15 protein-coding genes are annotated in these 15,475 nt (G+C 52.6%); 4 read left to right on the top strand and 11 right to left on the bottom strand.

Annotated features, from left to right (window positions below):
• Positions 1-32: 32 nt before the first annotated feature.
• Positions 33-254 carry a hypothetical protein gene (locus tag V0288_RS07630; protein ID WP_332864482.1) on the bottom strand — a complete coding sequence of 74 codons (222 nt, stop codon included), beginning with the start codon at positions 252-254 and terminating at the stop codon, positions 33-35.
• Positions 255-636: 382 nt separating this feature from the next.
• Between V0288_RS07630 and V0288_RS07635 the strand changes: the two genes are divergently transcribed.
• On the top strand, positions 637-1,245 hold the full coding sequence (locus V0288_RS07635) for a retropepsin-like domain-containing protein (RefSeq protein ID WP_332864483.1): 609 nt from the start codon (positions 637-639) through the stop codon (positions 1,243-1,245).
• Between the two features lie 63 nt (positions 1,246-1,308).
• On the opposite strand, the gene V0288_RS07640 is transcribed toward V0288_RS07635, so the two are convergent.
• The 3 genes from V0288_RS07640 to V0288_RS07650 form a co-directional block, all read right to left on the bottom strand.
• A complete protein-coding gene (locus tag V0288_RS07640; protein WP_332864484.1) occupies positions 1,309-1,956 on the bottom strand; it encodes a HEPN domain-containing protein in 648 nt (215 codons plus the stop codon).
• Between the two features lie 124 nt (positions 1,957-2,080).
• Positions 2,081-4,714, bottom strand: a complete 2,634-nt coding sequence (gene cphA / locus V0288_RS07645; protein WP_332864485.1) for a cyanophycin synthetase — start codon at positions 4,712-4,714, stop codon at positions 2,081-2,083.
• 108 nt (positions 4,715-4,822) lie between these two features.
• Positions 4,823-5,677 carry a cyanophycinase gene (locus V0288_RS07650; RefSeq protein WP_332864486.1) on the bottom strand — a complete coding sequence of 285 codons (855 nt, stop codon included), beginning with the start codon at positions 5,675-5,677 and terminating at the stop codon, positions 4,823-4,825.
• A 429-nt stretch (positions 5,678-6,106) separates the two neighbouring features.
• Here V0288_RS07650 and trmD point away from each other — a divergent pair, with 429 nt between their 5' ends.
• A complete protein-coding gene (gene trmD, locus V0288_RS07655; RefSeq protein WP_332864487.1) occupies positions 6,107-6,823 on the top strand; it encodes a tRNA (guanosine(37)-N1)-methyltransferase TrmD in 717 nt (238 codons plus the stop codon).
• Between the two features lie 199 nt (positions 6,824-7,022).
• Here the strand turns inward: trmD and V0288_RS07660 are convergent, their stop codons facing one another.
• The gene (locus tag V0288_RS07660) at positions 7,023-8,075 is read right to left on the bottom strand and encodes a hypothetical protein (RefSeq protein WP_332864488.1); all 1,053 of its coding nucleotides are present in this window, start codon (positions 8,073-8,075) and stop codon (positions 7,023-7,025) included.
• A gap of 194 nt (positions 8,076-8,269) precedes the next feature.
• On the opposite strand from V0288_RS07660, the gene V0288_RS07665 reads away from it, so the two are divergent.
• Entirely contained in the window at positions 8,270-8,686 is a 417-nt protein-coding gene (locus tag V0288_RS07665; protein WP_332864489.1) for a M67 family metallopeptidase, read from the top strand.
• On the opposite strand, the gene V0288_RS07670 is transcribed toward V0288_RS07665, so the two are convergent.
• The 3 genes from V0288_RS07670 to V0288_RS07680 form a co-directional block, all read right to left on the bottom strand.
• Positions 8,683-9,792: an S-(hydroxymethyl)glutathione dehydrogenase/class III alcohol dehydrogenase gene (locus V0288_RS07670; RefSeq protein WP_332864490.1), complete on the bottom strand. Its 1,110-nt coding sequence runs from the start codon at positions 9,790-9,792 to the stop codon at positions 8,683-8,685. The genes V0288_RS07665 and V0288_RS07670 overlap by 4 nt on opposite strands.
• 189 nt (positions 9,793-9,981) lie before the next feature.
• Complete coding sequence (locus tag V0288_RS07675; RefSeq protein WP_332864491.1) at positions 9,982-10,749, bottom strand: class I SAM-dependent methyltransferase; 768 nt, start codon at positions 10,747-10,749, stop codon at positions 9,982-9,984.
• Between the two features lie 345 nt (positions 10,750-11,094).
• A complete protein-coding gene (locus V0288_RS07680) occupies positions 11,095-11,697 on the bottom strand; it encodes a Crp/Fnr family transcriptional regulator (RefSeq protein ID WP_332864492.1) in 603 nt (200 codons plus the stop codon).
• 443 nt (positions 11,698-12,140) lie between these two features.
• Between V0288_RS07680 and V0288_RS07685 the strand changes: the two genes are divergently transcribed.
• Positions 12,141-13,307: an NAD(P)/FAD-dependent oxidoreductase gene (locus V0288_RS07685; protein WP_332864493.1), complete on the top strand. Its 1,167-nt coding sequence runs from the start codon at positions 12,141-12,143 to the stop codon at positions 13,305-13,307.
• Positions 13,308-13,393: 86 nt separating this feature from the next.
• On the opposite strand, the gene V0288_RS07690 is transcribed toward V0288_RS07685, so the two are convergent.
• The 3 genes from V0288_RS07690 to V0288_RS07700 all read right to left on the bottom strand — a co-directional run bounded on the left by V0288_RS07690 (position 13,394) and on the right by V0288_RS07700 (position 15,334).
• Positions 13,394-13,669 carry a hypothetical protein gene (locus V0288_RS07690; protein WP_332864494.1) on the bottom strand — a complete coding sequence of 92 codons (276 nt, stop codon included), beginning with the start codon at positions 13,667-13,669 and terminating at the stop codon, positions 13,394-13,396.
• A gap of 201 nt (positions 13,670-13,870) precedes the next feature.
• Positions 13,871-14,749: a sugar phosphate nucleotidyltransferase gene (locus V0288_RS07695; RefSeq protein ID WP_332864495.1), complete on the bottom strand. Its 879-nt coding sequence runs from the start codon at positions 14,747-14,749 to the stop codon at positions 13,871-13,873.
• A gap of 9 nt (positions 14,750-14,758) precedes the next feature.
• A complete protein-coding gene (locus V0288_RS07700; protein WP_332864612.1) occupies positions 14,759-15,334 on the bottom strand; it encodes a MiaE family protein in 576 nt (191 codons plus the stop codon).
• Positions 15,335-15,475 lie beyond the last annotated feature (141 nt).

Below are 15,475 nucleotides of genomic sequence, written 5' to 3' on the forward strand. Positions count from 1 at the left end.
ATCTTTCCGCGAGGTTTCTATCTTCCCCGACCCTAGAGTGATAAAAGAGCGGTAATATCCGCGTCCCCTTTTTTCACCCGAAGCTGGACGTGAGTATAAGCGGGATTCGGACAAGTGGCAATGTTAAGAACCGCCTTATCCTCTTCTTGATAAGCTAATCTAGCCGAACCTAATAATCGCTCTCTAGCCGCTAGAGCGGGTAAAGCCACGCCAACTAGCAATAGTGAAGAAACAATGACCGTTTTTTTCAACATACATCCCTCGCGAGGTAGTTTTTTTGTAAAAAGAATACTCCTAGAACCGGAGCGCTCCCTTCGTGTGTAGAGAAAAGTGAAAGATCTCGCGCGTCCCCGGCAGACTCGATCGGGTTCCGGCAAAATCGGCGCACTTTTCTCACATTACCGGGATCGTCGATTTTTTCGCTCGATCGGTTCCCGATTCGCGCTCGATCGCTCTTGACTATCAAGCACAGGAAGTAGAAATTCTAGAAAACCCACCAACTCGATCGGGTGAGGATGTATTACCGAACTTCCTCTTAAGCCTAGTGCCGATCTGGTAGACTCGATCGCTATCCCGTCCCATTTAACCCCGAACACTTGTTACAATTTTAATAACCGCGTCGGTTTCGATAACATCATGTCACCGGAAGAGAATTATCAATTATTAAAATGGCTTCACCGCAACCGTCGAGAACTACTGAGGTTGTACAAGAATCAATACGTGGCTTATACGTTCGATCGAATGCTCGCTCACGGTGAAAATCTAGACGAGGTACTAGCCGCCGCGTCCGCCACGGGAGAACTTTTCGGAGTTTATCTAGTCCCCCCCCGAAGCGCTTCCGTTCAGATTTTACCGGTTTATTTCCGTTCGATCGCTCGTCACGACTGGCAACCGAATTATCATGTCAGATTAGCCCATAGAGAGCAGGAACTAACGAACCCTATGCTGGTAGACTCTGGAGCGGAATTAAGCCTAATATCGTACAAAATCGGTCGAGATTTAGGATTCACTTTAGCGGATTCAGAATCACGGTTGCTCGCGGAAACGATTGGCGGTCGCGTGGAATATGTTCTTCGAGATGTAGAGATGACAATTAACGAGCGCTCTTTTATCGCTCCCGTCGCTTGGTTACAAAATCCTACAGATGGCGAACAATTATTACTCGGCCGTGAAGTAGTATTCGATCGCTTTAATATCGAGTTCAGACAAGCGGAAGAACGAATTATCTTTACTTGGCGAGAGTAAAGAACCCGCGCGACGATCACCTATATCTTTCAGAATTCTTACCGTCTAGGCTGTAACACTTACTTAACTTTCAAGATAATTAGTTAAAAATTGGGATACCTCTCTAATCATATCTATCACATTTTGTTTCGTAAACTCGTCGGGCTTTCCATGAGCCGCACTATTTCGTATATCGGCTAATGCGGTTATCCGTTTTTGCATCAGCTTATTGTATACTCCCGCTTTAGCCAAATCAACGTTCATCTTATCCATCGAATCTTGCTTTCCTCGTTCGATACCTTTTCTATCACATAAATCTCGCAATGCTGTTTCTAATACAATCCCAGCGATCACAGCCGCGGCTGTCAGATAACCATTATTTAATAACTCGTTGGCTTGTTCAAGCTCGGACTCAAACACTTCCGCCTGTACAAGTGATCTGATTGATGATAGATAGCCTCCTTCAAAATCTTCTTTTGCCGCTAAAAATATAGCTTTCAAACTCTTGAAGCTAGTGTGGTTCGTCCAATCTGAACTCTCTTCCTCTTTCTCGAACTGCTGATAATATTGTGAATTTTCACCACAAACTTTCGACAATAAGTTTTTAACTTTTATTTTCCAGTTGAGTAAAACATGGTAATCGATATCACTGCCATTAGAACTATTAGATACTTCTACTTTAGTTGCTTGAATTTCTAATTCATCAAAACGTTGTTTAAAAATCTTGTTCATTCCGAAAAGCCTCGAAAAAATAAAAGATATGATTACTATTCAATTAAATAGTAATCATGATCAGATAATACCGAACACTTCAGTATAACTATTCTATAAGTTGTTGGACTGCAATTTCTAGCTTTTACCCTTCCTCCTCGGAGACCGGTTGGTATTTCTTGATCAAAGCGATCGACTGGCCGACACTTTCCGGGAAGATCACCACCAATCCCCCCTCGGAAACCGTCGCTAACGCCTTCTCTAACGCTTCCGTCTCGTCGAGAATCACTTCCGGGTGTAGACTCGAATTCTCCTCGTTAATCCCCTTGAGAATTAAATCCGCCACCTCGCCGCGCGCGCGACCGCGGGTATCGTTATCTTCCTTCACGATAATCCGATCGAACATTCCCGCCGACAATTTCCCTAACAGAATTAAATCATCGTCGCGTCGATCGCCGGGGCCGCCGACTACCCCCACTTTCTCCCCTTTCCAATTACGGACGAAACCGCCGACCGCCTCGTAACCCGCGGGATTGTGCGCGTAATCGATGAGCGCGTGATGGTGTCCGAGATTAAACAGATTCATCCGTCCTGGCGTTTGCGCCGCCGAGGGTTTAAACGTTCTCACCCCCTGACGGATCACTTCGATATCCACCCCCTGCACGAAGGTCGCCAAACAGGCCGCCAACGCGTTCGCGATCATGAAAGGAGCCATTCCCCCCATCGTCACGGGAATATTCACCGCCTCCTCGACCCGTAGCGTCCATTCCCCTTCGAGAATCGACAGATACCCATTCTCGTAAACCGCCGCCATACCGCCGCGACGGACGTGATCCTTAATAATCGGATTGTCCGGATTCATCGAAAAATAGGCGATTTTCCCCTTCACCTGCGGGACCATGCCGACCACGAGGGGATCGTCGGCGTTGAGTACCGCGTAACCCTTCTGGCTGACCACTTCCGCGACCACGCTTTTCACTTTCGCCATCTGTTCGATCGTGTCGATGTCGCCGATTCCCAAGTGATCCGCGGCCACGTTGAGAACCACCCCCACATCGCACTGATTGAAGGCTAATCCCGATCGCAGAATCCCCCCCCGCGCCGTCTCTAACACGGCGATCTCTACAGTGGGATCTTTCAGGATCACGCTGGCGCTGTAGGGGCCGGTATTATCGCCCTTCTCCACTAAATACTCATCGATATAAATGCCGTCCGTGGTGGTAAAACCGACCACTTTTCCCGTCTGCCGGTAAATATGCGCGGTTAAGCGGCTCGTCGTCGTTTTTCCGTTCGTTCCCGTGAGCGCGATAATCGGCACGCGGTTGGGAGTCCCCTCCGGGAACAGCATATCGATCACCGGCGCCGCGATATTGCGGGGTAGGCCGCGGCTGGGGGCGACGTGCATCCGGAATCCGGGCGCGGCGTTGACCTCGACGATCACCCCGTCCACTTCCCGTAACGGTTTGCGGATATCGGGAGTCACCACGTCGATCCCCGCGATGTCCAGACCGATTAATTTCGCGACCCGTTGGCAGATCCAGACGTTTTCCGGGTGGATCTCGTCGGTGCGATCGACCGCGATCCCGCCGGTACTCAGGTTCGCCGTCGCTCTCAGGTAGGCGATCGCTCCCTCGGGTAACACGGTTCCCAGATCGTAACCCTGCCGCATTAGCACATTTAGTGCCGTTTTGTCAATCGTTATTTTGGTTAAAACGTTGGCGTGTCCCTCGCCGCGGTTGGGATCTTGGTTGGTAATCTCGATCAGTTCCTCGATCGTCGATCGACCGTCCCCGACAACGTGCGCGGGAATCCGCTCGGCCACCGCCGCCACTTTGCCGTTAATAACCAAAACACGGTGATCGCTCCCGCGATAGAACCGTTCCACGATCACGCTTCTCGTTTTCGAGGCCGCGCTGGCGAGATCGTAGGCTTCCTCGGCTTCCGGACGGCTATTCACATCGATCGTGATCCCCCGGCCGTGATTACCGTCGAGGGGTTTCACGACGATCGGGAACCCGCCCACCTCCTCGATCGCGTCGTCTAACTCGTCGAGATACTGGATCACGGTTCCCCTGGGAACGGGAATCCCCGCGTCTTTTAAAATCGTTTTCGTGCCTTCCTTATCACAGGCCAACTCGACCGCCAGAATCCCCGACATACTGCTTAAAGTTGCCTGGATGCGCTTCTGGTGAACCCCGTAGCCCAACTGCACCATCGCCCGCGCGCTTAATAGCAACCAGGGAATATTTCTCGCTTCCGCTTCCTTGACGATCGTTTCGGTGCTGGGGCCGAGCGAGGCGTTGGCGCAGAGATCCCGTAAATCGGCGAGATCCTGTTCCAGTTCCGCTTTCGGATAGGTTCCCGTATCGACGATCGACTGACACATCCGCACGGCGGCCCGTCCCGCGTAACGTCCCGCTTGCTCGTCGGCGTACTCGAACACCACGTTATAGACTCCCGGCGTGGCGGTTTCCCGCGTGCGACCGAAACCGACCGGCGTTCCCGCGAGTTCCTGTAGTTCCAGGGCGACGTGTTCGATAATATGCCCCATGTAGGTTCCCTTCTGCACCCGTTCCAGAAATCCCCCCCGATAGCCCGGCGAGCAGAAATGTTCTACCAAGCTCGGCAGAGCCTCCACCAATCCCTCGTAAAATCCGGGTATCTCGTTCGACGGCCGGTTCGCCAGGTTTTCGAGATCGAGGCGCATGACAATAAGCTTTTCGCGGCGGATACTCCAGTAGTTGGGGCCGCGTAGGGTTTGGGTTCGGAGAATTTTCATGGTTGAGGTGACGTTCGCTGACGAGAAGCAACAAGGAAGCCGTTTTTTATTGTCTTGTCCGGGGAGATCCACAAACTGTTCATGGTGAACAGTTTCTAGGAGAGTTCGTTAAACGGTTTTGGCGATCGGTCGATGTTTTTTCAAATGATAACAGTCACCGTAGGAAAGAATATGTAAGCGTAAATTGTGCAGGCTCAAAGGTTCGGCGGCCGTCACCGTCGCCTGATTGGTATAGGACATCTCCCGCGCGTCCAGTACCGTGACCGTCCCGCAACCGATCACCGTGAGGGTTCCGTCGCGCTCGAACATGGCGCAGGTATCTTCGTCGATGCCGATGCCGATGCGTTCGGGATAACCGGACACGGCACTGAGGAGACGCGCCATCCGATTGCGGTTGTGGAAATGCTGATCGACGATCACCTCCGGGATAATGCCCAATCCCATCGCCATATCGACGAGGGCGCGATTGGGAGCCTCGCCGCTACTGCCCCCGGCGATCATGTGATGTCCCATCACCGCGGCCCCGGCGCTGGTTCCCGCGAGGGTCATCTCTCCCTGTTGTACCCGTTGGCGAATCCGTTCCATGAGGGGGGTATCGGCGAGTAGTCCGCACAGACGCAGTTGATCGCCCCCGGTCAGGAACACCCCCGTACATTCTTCGATATAGGCTTGAAATTGCGGGTCTTCTCCCTGGACGCGATCGCGGATATCCATTACCTTGACGTATTTCGCTCCCATTTCCTCGAAAATCCGTTGATAGCGATCGCCGATCAGGACCGGTTCTCTAGAGGCGGACGGGACGATCGCCAGTACCGCTTCCGTTCCCCCCGATCGCGCCCAAAAGGTTTGCAGGATTTCCTTGCCGTGGACTTTATCTTCCGCGCCCCCGATCACCAAGATCGCTGTTTTCAGCGGTGTCGGGCTGGGGTTGTCCGGTTGTTGGGTTTCGAGATCGATGATCATGTCGCTGAACGAGTAAGCATTCTAGGTAAGGGAAGGGGTTTCGAGGCGAGAAACGGGGCGGATTCGCTTCAATACTTTCATCGGGGCCGATCGCGCGGGCGAGGGTACTATCGTCCGGGATTATATCGGGAAAAAGTTCCCGGATAAAGTATCGGGAGAGATAATCGCCTTCTACTAAAAGAGGGAGATCGGCAAAGACTTTCCCCGGCGCGTCGGTCGATCTCTCGGAACCGGATCGCGGGTTCGGGCCGGGCTTCGAGAGAGTCGAAGGTCGCCACGATAGCCGGATAGGTCGCGAGATAGTACAGCTTAGTGTATCACGTTCACGAGATAGTCCCGAAAGAAAATTCCCGAAACGGGCCCGAAAGGGCCCGCGGGAAAATGTTACAGTAAACCCGATCCCTATCTAGGCGTTTCCTATTTATTCCCGTGCGCTTCGACATTATCACGTTATTCCCGGATTTTTTTACCTCTCCCCTGCGATCGGGATTGTTAGCCAAGGCGTTAGAGCGGGAGATCGCCCGGGTGAATCTGGTGAATTTACGAGATTTCGCCCACGATAAACATCGCCGGGTCGATGATGAACCCTACGGGGGCGGTGTGGGGATGTTACTGAAGCCGGAACCGATTTTCGAGGCGATCGAGTCCCTGCCGGTTCTCCCCCGTCGCGAGATTATCCTGACGACTCCCCAGGGACAACCCCTCGATCAAGCCCTGTTGAAAACTTTCGTCACCGATTACGATCAACTGGTGCTGATCTGCGGTCACTACGAGGGCATCGACGAGCGGGTTCGGGAGTACCTGGTGACGCGGGAGGTATCTCTGGGCGATTTCGTGTTAACCTGCGGCGAGATCCCGGCGCTGACGATCGTGAACGGGGTGACGCGACTGTTACCGGGGACGGTGGGTAAGGAGCAATCGTTAAAATCGGAAAGTTTCGAGGAGGATTTACTGGATTATCCCCAGTACACGAGACCGCCGGTGTTCCGCGGTTGGGAGGTTCCCCCCGTCCTGCGATCGGGTAACCATCGCGATATCGCCGAGTGGCGCCACCGACAACAGCTAGAGCGCACGAGGGAACGTCGGCCGGATCTCTGGGAAAAATGGCTGGAACGGAATCGGCCGATCGTCAACGAAGAGGGATAAGCAAGCCCCCTCGTATGGGGTGTGGGGAAATGGGGAGACGGGGAGATTTTTCGGAGAGAAGGGGAAGGGGAAAAGGGAAAAGAGCTTTCTTCATCCTTTCCCCTCTCTCGCCTCCTGACTCCTTACACTACACCTCGTCCCCTGTTGTTGACCCGCGGATAGTAACGGGAGGACGGAGAGAAAATCCGCCCTTTCCGTCCTAAGTTTCTTCCCCGAAATCGACGTAGCTGACACCGGTTTTCTGATCGGTGAGGGCTTTGCGATATTTATCGTAAATTTCCACGCCCACGAGTTGCTCGGTAAAGGGTTTCGGTAGCTTGTATTGGGCCGCGGGATACTCGCCGCGGATGCCGAGAATCGCTTGATAGGGTCGATACCATTGACGCAGGATTTGGAGTAACTCGGCGAAGATCGGGTAGGATTTTTGATGTCGATAACCGAGCGCGATCACTTGGAGCATTCGAGCGTAGGTGTCGGGTTTGTGTTTGCGATCGGGAACCCCGATAATCGTTTTGAGTTTGTCGAAAACATCGTACTTCCCGATGACCAAAGCGGATAAGGTTTTATAGTCGATCACGTCTTTCTCCCGGATCGACACCACCATATTCGAGATCGTCGTCAGAATCGTGTAGTCCGCCAGTTGATAGGCTTTGAACAGCGAGAAAAGTTTCAATCCTAACTCGAATTTGGCGAGACGAGCGAGTTCTTTTTGGTATTCCTGTAGCGCGATTTTGCCCTCTTCGGTTTTCACCTCGGGCAGGATCTCGGCTAGTTTCGCTTTCACCTTGGCGTTAAACGCGTCTCTATCTTCGTGATCGGTTAGGATACTCTCGATGTATTGATAGAATTCCTGTTGTTTTAGACTCCGGTATCGGAGTTCGGTTTGGTCGAGTCTTAAGAAACTATCTTTCGCCTCGATCGCCGCTTGCAGGAATTTTAAACTTTGCGCTAACCCCTCGTACTCGTCGATCCCTTTGTCCAGACAGTATTTAATTTTGATATAGAGGATAAACTCTTGATTGCTAAACTTGTAGCTATCGATCGCCTCCATCGATTTGGCGAAGATCCGCAGGGCCATCATTTCCGCGTCATGAACACTCTGAACGGTTTCGGGAATCTCCAATTTTCCCCCCCCGAATAATTTTCCCAATAATCGGGTGATAATTCCTCCCTCTCCGAAGACAGGGCGTTTCCACCACGGAAGCGACGCGCTCGTGTCCGTGTTTAAAGATGTTTCGATCCCTTTGCTCATGATTAGTCTCCTTGATTAGATAGATTGAGAATTTTTTTCCCGAGCGAATTTTAGCCGAGGACACGTCCGACGCGAGCGGTATTTCTGGGACGGGTGAAGTGTGGCGAGCTTTTCAATTTTCGGTGATAACGAAAGGGAACTAAAATCAATGATCTATATCACCATACTGTCACGATCTGTAAAGGCTTTCCCCTATGATCCTCATTCCCCCTAATCTTGACAACTGTATTTGTACGTGGCTGGAATCCCTGTACCCGGAGGAAGGTTGCGGTTTACTACTAGGTGAATTGACGGAGACGGGGGCGAGGGCGATCGAGGCGTGGCCCGCGGAAAACACCTGGACGGGAGATAAAAAAACGCGCTTCGAGATCGCGCCGGAAGCAATGTTCCGGGCGCAAAAAACGGCGCGCGAGCGGGGGTTAGAGATTATCGGCGTGTACCATTCCCACCCGGATCACCCGGCGATCCCCTCGTCCACCGATCGAGAATTGGCCTGGCCGGGTTATTCCTACGTGATTGTTTCGATCGGTAACGGGAAGGCGATCGAGGCGCGATCGTGGCGACTCGATGAAAACGAACGCTTTCAAGAAGAAGCGATCGAACGCGCCTAAAACGTCACCACGCTCCGGATCGAATCCCCCGTTTCCATCAACTCGAACGCCTCGTTAATTCTCTCTAAAGGTAAAACGTGCGTGATCAGATCGTCGATATTAATCTTCCCGTCCATATACCAATCGACGATCTTCGGCACGTCGGTACGTCCTCTCGCCCCCCCGAAAGCCGTTCCTTTCCAGACGCGCCCGGTCACTAACTGAAACGGCCGGGTACTGATCTCCTGTCCCGCGCCCGCGACCCCGATAATCGTGGAAACGCCCCACCCTTTATGACAGCACTCTAGAGCCTGACGCATCACGTTCACGTTGCCGATACACTCGAAACTATAATCCGCGCCCCCCTTGGTGAGATCGACTAGGTATTTCACCAGATCCGGCCCGACTTCCGTCGGATTAACGAAATGGGTCATCCCGAATTTTTCCGCGAGTTCTTTTTTCTTGGGGTTAATATCCACACCGATAATCATATCCGCGCCGACTAACCGCGCCCCTTGAATCACGTTCAGGCCGATGCCCCCCAAACCGAAAACCACCACTTTCGATCCCGGTTCCACTTTCGCCGTGTTGATCACCGCGCCGATGCCCGTCGTCACCCCGCACCCGATATAACAAACTTTGTCGAAAGGCGCGTCGGGACGGATTTTCGCCAGGGCGATCTCGGGGACGACCGTATAGTTGGCGAAGGTAGAGGTTCCCATGTAGTGATAGAGTTTCTGTCCGTCGAGGGAAAAGCGACTGGAACCGTCCGGCATTACCCCCCGTCCCTGCGTCTCGCGGATCGCCTGACAGAGATTGGTTTTAAAGCTCAAACAATACTCGCACTGACGACATTCGGGTATATATAAAGGAATGACGTGATCGCCCACCTGAAGGCTGGTGACACCCTCGCCCACTTCTACCACGATCCCCGCGCCCTCGTGGCCGAGAATGGCGGGAAATAATCCCTCGGGATCGGCCCCGGATAGGGTATAAGCGTCGGTATGGCAGATGCCGGTCGCTTTAATCTCCACCAGTACCTCGCCGGCTTTCGGGGGTTCGAGTTGTACGGTTTCGATGCTCAGGGGTTTTCCCGATTCCAGGGCAACAGCCGCTCTCACGTCCATAGAAATTCGATGGCTAAAGTTTCACTCTCCCCATCATAGAACAGACCCCCGCGCCCGAATCACGATTTCCGGGTGAGGGCTAAAAGTTGAGCGATCGAGGGTTACAGTCTTTTTCTCTGTCTTAATCGAAAGCCGTAGCGCTATATCTAGCGGTCGTATCGCTATTTCCGGCCAACGTCTTCCCTCATCTTACCGTTGCGAGTCGGGCGCGAGCGGATTTTTCCGATAACAGCGAACGGTAATGTGATAGGGATGAAAAATCTCTAAAAAATTCCGTTGCAGGGTTTGAAAAAATACGGTAATGATTTGTGGATCGTCCAGATGAAAGGGATACTCCCCGTCGAATCCCTTGAAAAAGTACCAATTGATAATAGCGGTTCCCTCGGGCTGTAGCCATTGATAGAATTGTTGTAGTTGCGCGTGGGGCGCGGGTAAATGTTCTAGGACATCTAAACAGACAATCGTGTCGAATTTTCGCTCGACGGGAACTTCATAACAGAACGTGATTTTAGAATCGAGGTTTAATCGCTCGGCTCGGAAACGCACGAATTCATGATGGAGGGGATTGAGATCGCAATAGGTCACTCGATCGACCGCGGGATTCATCGCGGCGGCGATGGCGTGAGTCCCGATCCCGCCGCCGAATTCTAACACCTCTCCCCGCGCGCGCTCGTCGATTAATTTCAGGGTTTCGCCGATATAGTCCCGGCTCGATAAATGCCAGGCGGATAATTCAAATAAATAATTTTCTTTGACTTTATCTCGATAAAAATCCTCGGGATTTGTCCAAGAAAAATCATGATGGGCGAGATTGGCTAGGGATTGTTTGGCGAGGGCTAATTTCGCCTGTAAAATTTCTCGATCGATTTGGAGAAAATCCTGTAAATGAACTTCTAAATCGAAAGAATTCTGTTGGAATTCGGTGAGCGAGCGTGACAGGCAAACATTATCAACCATAGAAATAATTAGATCGGTAATATACGGTTCGTTCAACTAAAATCGGGCGATCGATAACGATACGGTTCGGGTAAAAACGCGCGCGGGAAAGTCCGAAAAGTGAAGTTGGAATTTCCAGCGATCTTTACACGATATCTGGAGCAATCGCTTATCGGTCTTCGCGCTCGGCCCTCGAACACGGCTCGATCGATACGGGAATGGTTACTACGCGAACCTTATTTTACCAGACCTAACGATAGAATCGCGAACGAGCGCGGGGATTCCGCGAAACGATCCTTTCCGATCGAGCGTTTCTAGCTTTCCGTTGCCCGATCGGTTTCCCGACGCGCGAATCGTGCCATTTTCTTAATCATGAACGATCAGGTGTCGATCGCTATCCAAACTGATCCAACCCTGACGCTGGAACTCTCCCAGCAGTCTCGTCACCGTTACCCGCGTCGTGCCGATGGCGTTGGCGAGATTCTGGTGGGTTAGTCGCACACTTAACCGACTTCCCCCGGCGATCGGCTGTCCCATTTCCCGTTTTAATAGCTGTAATAGTTGCTGTAACCGCTCCTCGACGCGTTTTAGCCCGGCGATCGCGAGAAGCGCCTCCGTTTGTTGCTGACGACGGATTAACTGCTCGAACATCGTCCGCGTTAGCTCGATCGAGTTTTCCATCTCCGCGGCCGTGTACCGGCGTAAATACACTTCCGAGAGCGCCCGCGCGTGATAGGCTTCCAAATAGGTGAGCGGTAGACCGAAAAACGCCCCCGGTTGTAACCAACCGAGTAAAATCTCTTCCCCCCCCTGGGATACTTGTCCGATCTGCGCCGTTCCCCGATACAATTGCCAGAAACCATCCCGACTCAAGGGAATATTTTCCCCTCGATCGTAATAATGTAAACGGCGAGTCTCGCTAAAGTCCTCTCGAAACGGCGCGGTGAGGGGAATCGGGGTCAGCAACATGAGCGGCGGATCTCTCGGTATCGAAAGAGGATGGGTTTCACCGTAACTCTACCGCGCCAAGGTAAACATCCGGTAATCCCTCGATTAACCCCCGGCTAAGGAAGGCAATAGGCAGAAGAGGGAATACGGAATAATTCGCTCTAAAATCCCGATCGAAACCGATTGATTTTTTCAATCGGATTTTTTCTCGATTTTAGATTCTCGAAAATGAATTCCGCCAGAGGTCTCTTCCCGATCGAATCCAAACCTAGTGAATTAGGGTTTTGGAGAATAGATCGGGCTTTTTGCCGACTATAGAGTATTTTCTTCCTGATTTCTCCCCCTGGCTCCTGACTACCTGGCCACGGGACAATTTTTGAAGTCCCCGAGAAGTCTAATGATAAACTAGGCTCGTGGGGTCGGCGCGATTCCCACCCTACGAGCCTAAAAACAACCGAATTGTAATGACAGCAACTTACGATTACCTTATCATCGGTGGTGGGATCACGGGGTCAGCCCTAGGTTATGAACTGGCCCGGAAAGGACAAAAAGTTTTACTCCTAGAGCGAGAACCCGCGCCGGGTAACGCCACGATGTATAGTTACGGGGGTCTGGCCTACTGGTCGGGAACGACGGAAATCACCCGAAAATTATACCGAGAAGGTATTGACATTCACCGCAATTTATGTAATGAACTAGAGGCGGATACGGAATTTCGCGAGATCGATCTCGTCCTGACGATCGGGGCGGGCGAAGATCCGGTGGCGGTGGCGAAAAGTTTCGAGGGATTCGACATCCGCCCGGAATTACTCGACGTTCGCGAGGCGATCGAACTCGAACCCCTTCTCGACCCCGACGCGATATCCGGGGTTCTGCGACTGCCCCACGGTCACATCAACGCGGGCAAAACCAACCGCGCCTATCAAGACGCTTTCCGTCGTCACGGGGGAGCGATCGCCATCGAACCGGCGATCGAATTAATTCTCGACGATCGAATCGTTCGCGGGGTTAGAACTCCCGTTAGCGAGTATCGGGCCCGGACCACGATCGTCTGCGCGGGCGGATTAACCCGTTCTTTCCTACAAAAAGCGGGAATTTCGGTCAGATGCTACTTCACGCGCGCCGCGATGATCGCGCTCGAACCGACGGATCTCGAACTGCGTACCCTCGTCATGCCGGCCACCGGACGGCGGATTTTTCTGGAACGGCAGGTGAGCGAGGGAGAGAGAGAGGGAATCTGGGACGAAACCACCGCGGAGGCGATCGATAGCGTCCTGGAACCCGGCGCGATTCAATTCGGCGATCGAAGTCTCTATATCGGTCAGGTTAGCGCCATCGTTACCGATCCCTTCGCCCGTTTAGACGCGGAAAGTACGGAGGCGAATATTCGGAATCTGGTGGGTCAATTTCTGCCGGCACTGCGGGATTTACCCGGAACGTACCGGGAATGTCTGGTAGCTTTCGCTCCTTTCAATCGTCCGGTCATCGGCCCGATCGACGGATTCGAGGGAATTCAAGTCTTTTCGGGCTTTACTAGCACCCTCGTGGCCGCCCCTCCTCTGGCAAAACATTTCGCCCGCTATTTAGTGGGAGAGCCGGAGGAAATGATCGGTGAATTTACGGACAACTAAAGTTAGGAAACAATACGACTGAATCTATCTCCCCTGCTAGATTTTTTCGGTCTCGGTTACGAGCTTGACATCGAGGCCCGATCGGGTTAGTCGACTCTTTCCAGTTGCCAGAGAATTTGGTTGCCCTCCCGTCGCACTCTAGACACGACCCAATTCCGCCACGGCCAGTGATCGCCCCGGGCCGTGACCGCGCTGGCGTTGATATCCATTAAATCCGCCAGTTCCGAGCTAGTGATCAAGTAGCCTTTCCTGGCGACTTCATCAGCGATTCGCAGGGTATCGATCACGTTTTTTAGCTGGACGACACGTTCGCCGCGGGGTAATTGCTCCTCGTTATGATTGTTGCTAACAATATCCAACATGACGGTTCCATTGCCTCGATACAATATTTTCTAAACATTGTTGAACGAGGGATAAATCACTCTCGCCCATAGTTTAATTCTATAGATTTCGTCAATAAAAGTTGTCACAACAAAAGTCATATCTTCAGGGTCGCGTTGTCACATCCCGTAAAAATGGGTCAATTCCAAGCGACATCGAGACCCGATCGAAGCGCGCTTTTGTCACGATCGAAAATCAACGATCGTCTGTCGGTAAAAATCGGGCATTCCCGTATCCAGATAGCGCCCGCGCATGACCCGACCGAGTAACTTTCCCTCGCTCGCCAACGCGTCTAGGGCGGTCGTGAGTTGAAATTCTCCCTTATAGCGTTGATTAGTAGAGATTTGCGCTTCTAAACGCTCGAAAACTACCGATTCTAAAATATATAATCCGAACGCTCCTAAATATTCATTTTCTCGTAACCCATCCACGCGCAGGACGGAACGGGCGATTTCCGGGGTCGGTTTCTCCTCCATGCGATCGATCTTCAGGATTTCCGCTCCCTCTAACCAACAACCGCCGACAATACCCGCTTTATAGAGAATTTCCTCGGGCATCTGGGTCAGTGCCATCGTACTCACCCGATAGCTCTCGAAAGCTTCCATTAGCTGTTTCGAGCAAGAGATCTCGCTATCGGAGCGGTAGAGATGATCGCCGAGGGTTAGTAAAAAAGGTTCGCCGTTGACCCAATCTTTCCCCTGATACACCGCGTGGCCGTAGCCTTCCTGTTCGCGCTGGGGGATCAGGGCGATCCGCCGGCCGAGATCGACGAGATAGCGATCGATCTCGCGATTTTCCGGCGATAGTTTGCGCTGTAGTTCCTCGGGTGCCGGACGGTAGAAAAAATCCTCGAATAGCTCCCGATCGCTCTCCTGAATGATAATGCCGATTTCCTCGATCCCCGCGCTCAAGACCTCCTCGACCAGTTTGAGAACGATCGGTTTGGCCCGGCCGTCGCGATCGATCACCGGGAAAAACTCTTTTTTAAAGACCTTCGAGGCGGGAAAAAGACGGGTACCGAAACCGGCGGCGGGAATCAGGGCTTTTTTAACGATCGACACGATTTTCCCTCAACTATGGATTCTCGGTTCGGGGTGAAGGGTGGACAGGATCTCGCTCTCGATCGCCGCGAGTTCCTCCAGACGTTGAGCGACGACGGCTCGATCGTGGTAGGTATCGGCCAGTACCCAATAAATGCCGTAATGACGCGCCTCCGAGGCCATCAATTCCCGATAGAAATCCGCCAGTTCCCGATCGGGACAGTGTTCGGCCAGCAAACCCAAGCGCTCGTGCGATCGGGCCTCGATCAGCGCGGAGATTAACAGGGAGTCTAACAAGCGATCGGGTTCCGCGGGACGGATCCGCGCTTTTAATCTCGCTCCGTAGGGAGGCGCGTTCAGGGGAGCGAGGGGAATTCCCCGGCGATCGAGCCATTGATTCACCCGCTCGAAGTGATCTAGCTCCTCGCTGGCGATCGCCGTCAGTTTCCGCACCAGGAGAGCGAGAGAGGGATAGCGGAACATGAAATTTAGGGCCACTCCCGCCGCTTTCCGCTCGCAGTGGGAATGATCGAGCAGGATCGTGTCCAGGTTGGCGATCGCCTGTTCGATCCACTCCCCGGAAGTGGGAGTCACCAATAGATTCATCTTGGGCGTTTCGGTGGCGATCACGATACCTCTCCTGGGGATTACGGTCGATCGTCAGCGGTCGGGAGAAAAACAACCGAACCGCGGAGCGTCGCTATAAATAATCGGGAAAATTGCTATATTCAGTATATTATATCGATT

This window comes from Pannus brasiliensis CCIBt3594, assembly GCF_036688125.1.
Lineage (GTDB): Bacteria > Cyanobacteriota > Cyanobacteriia > Cyanobacteriales > Microcystaceae > Pannus > Pannus brasiliensis.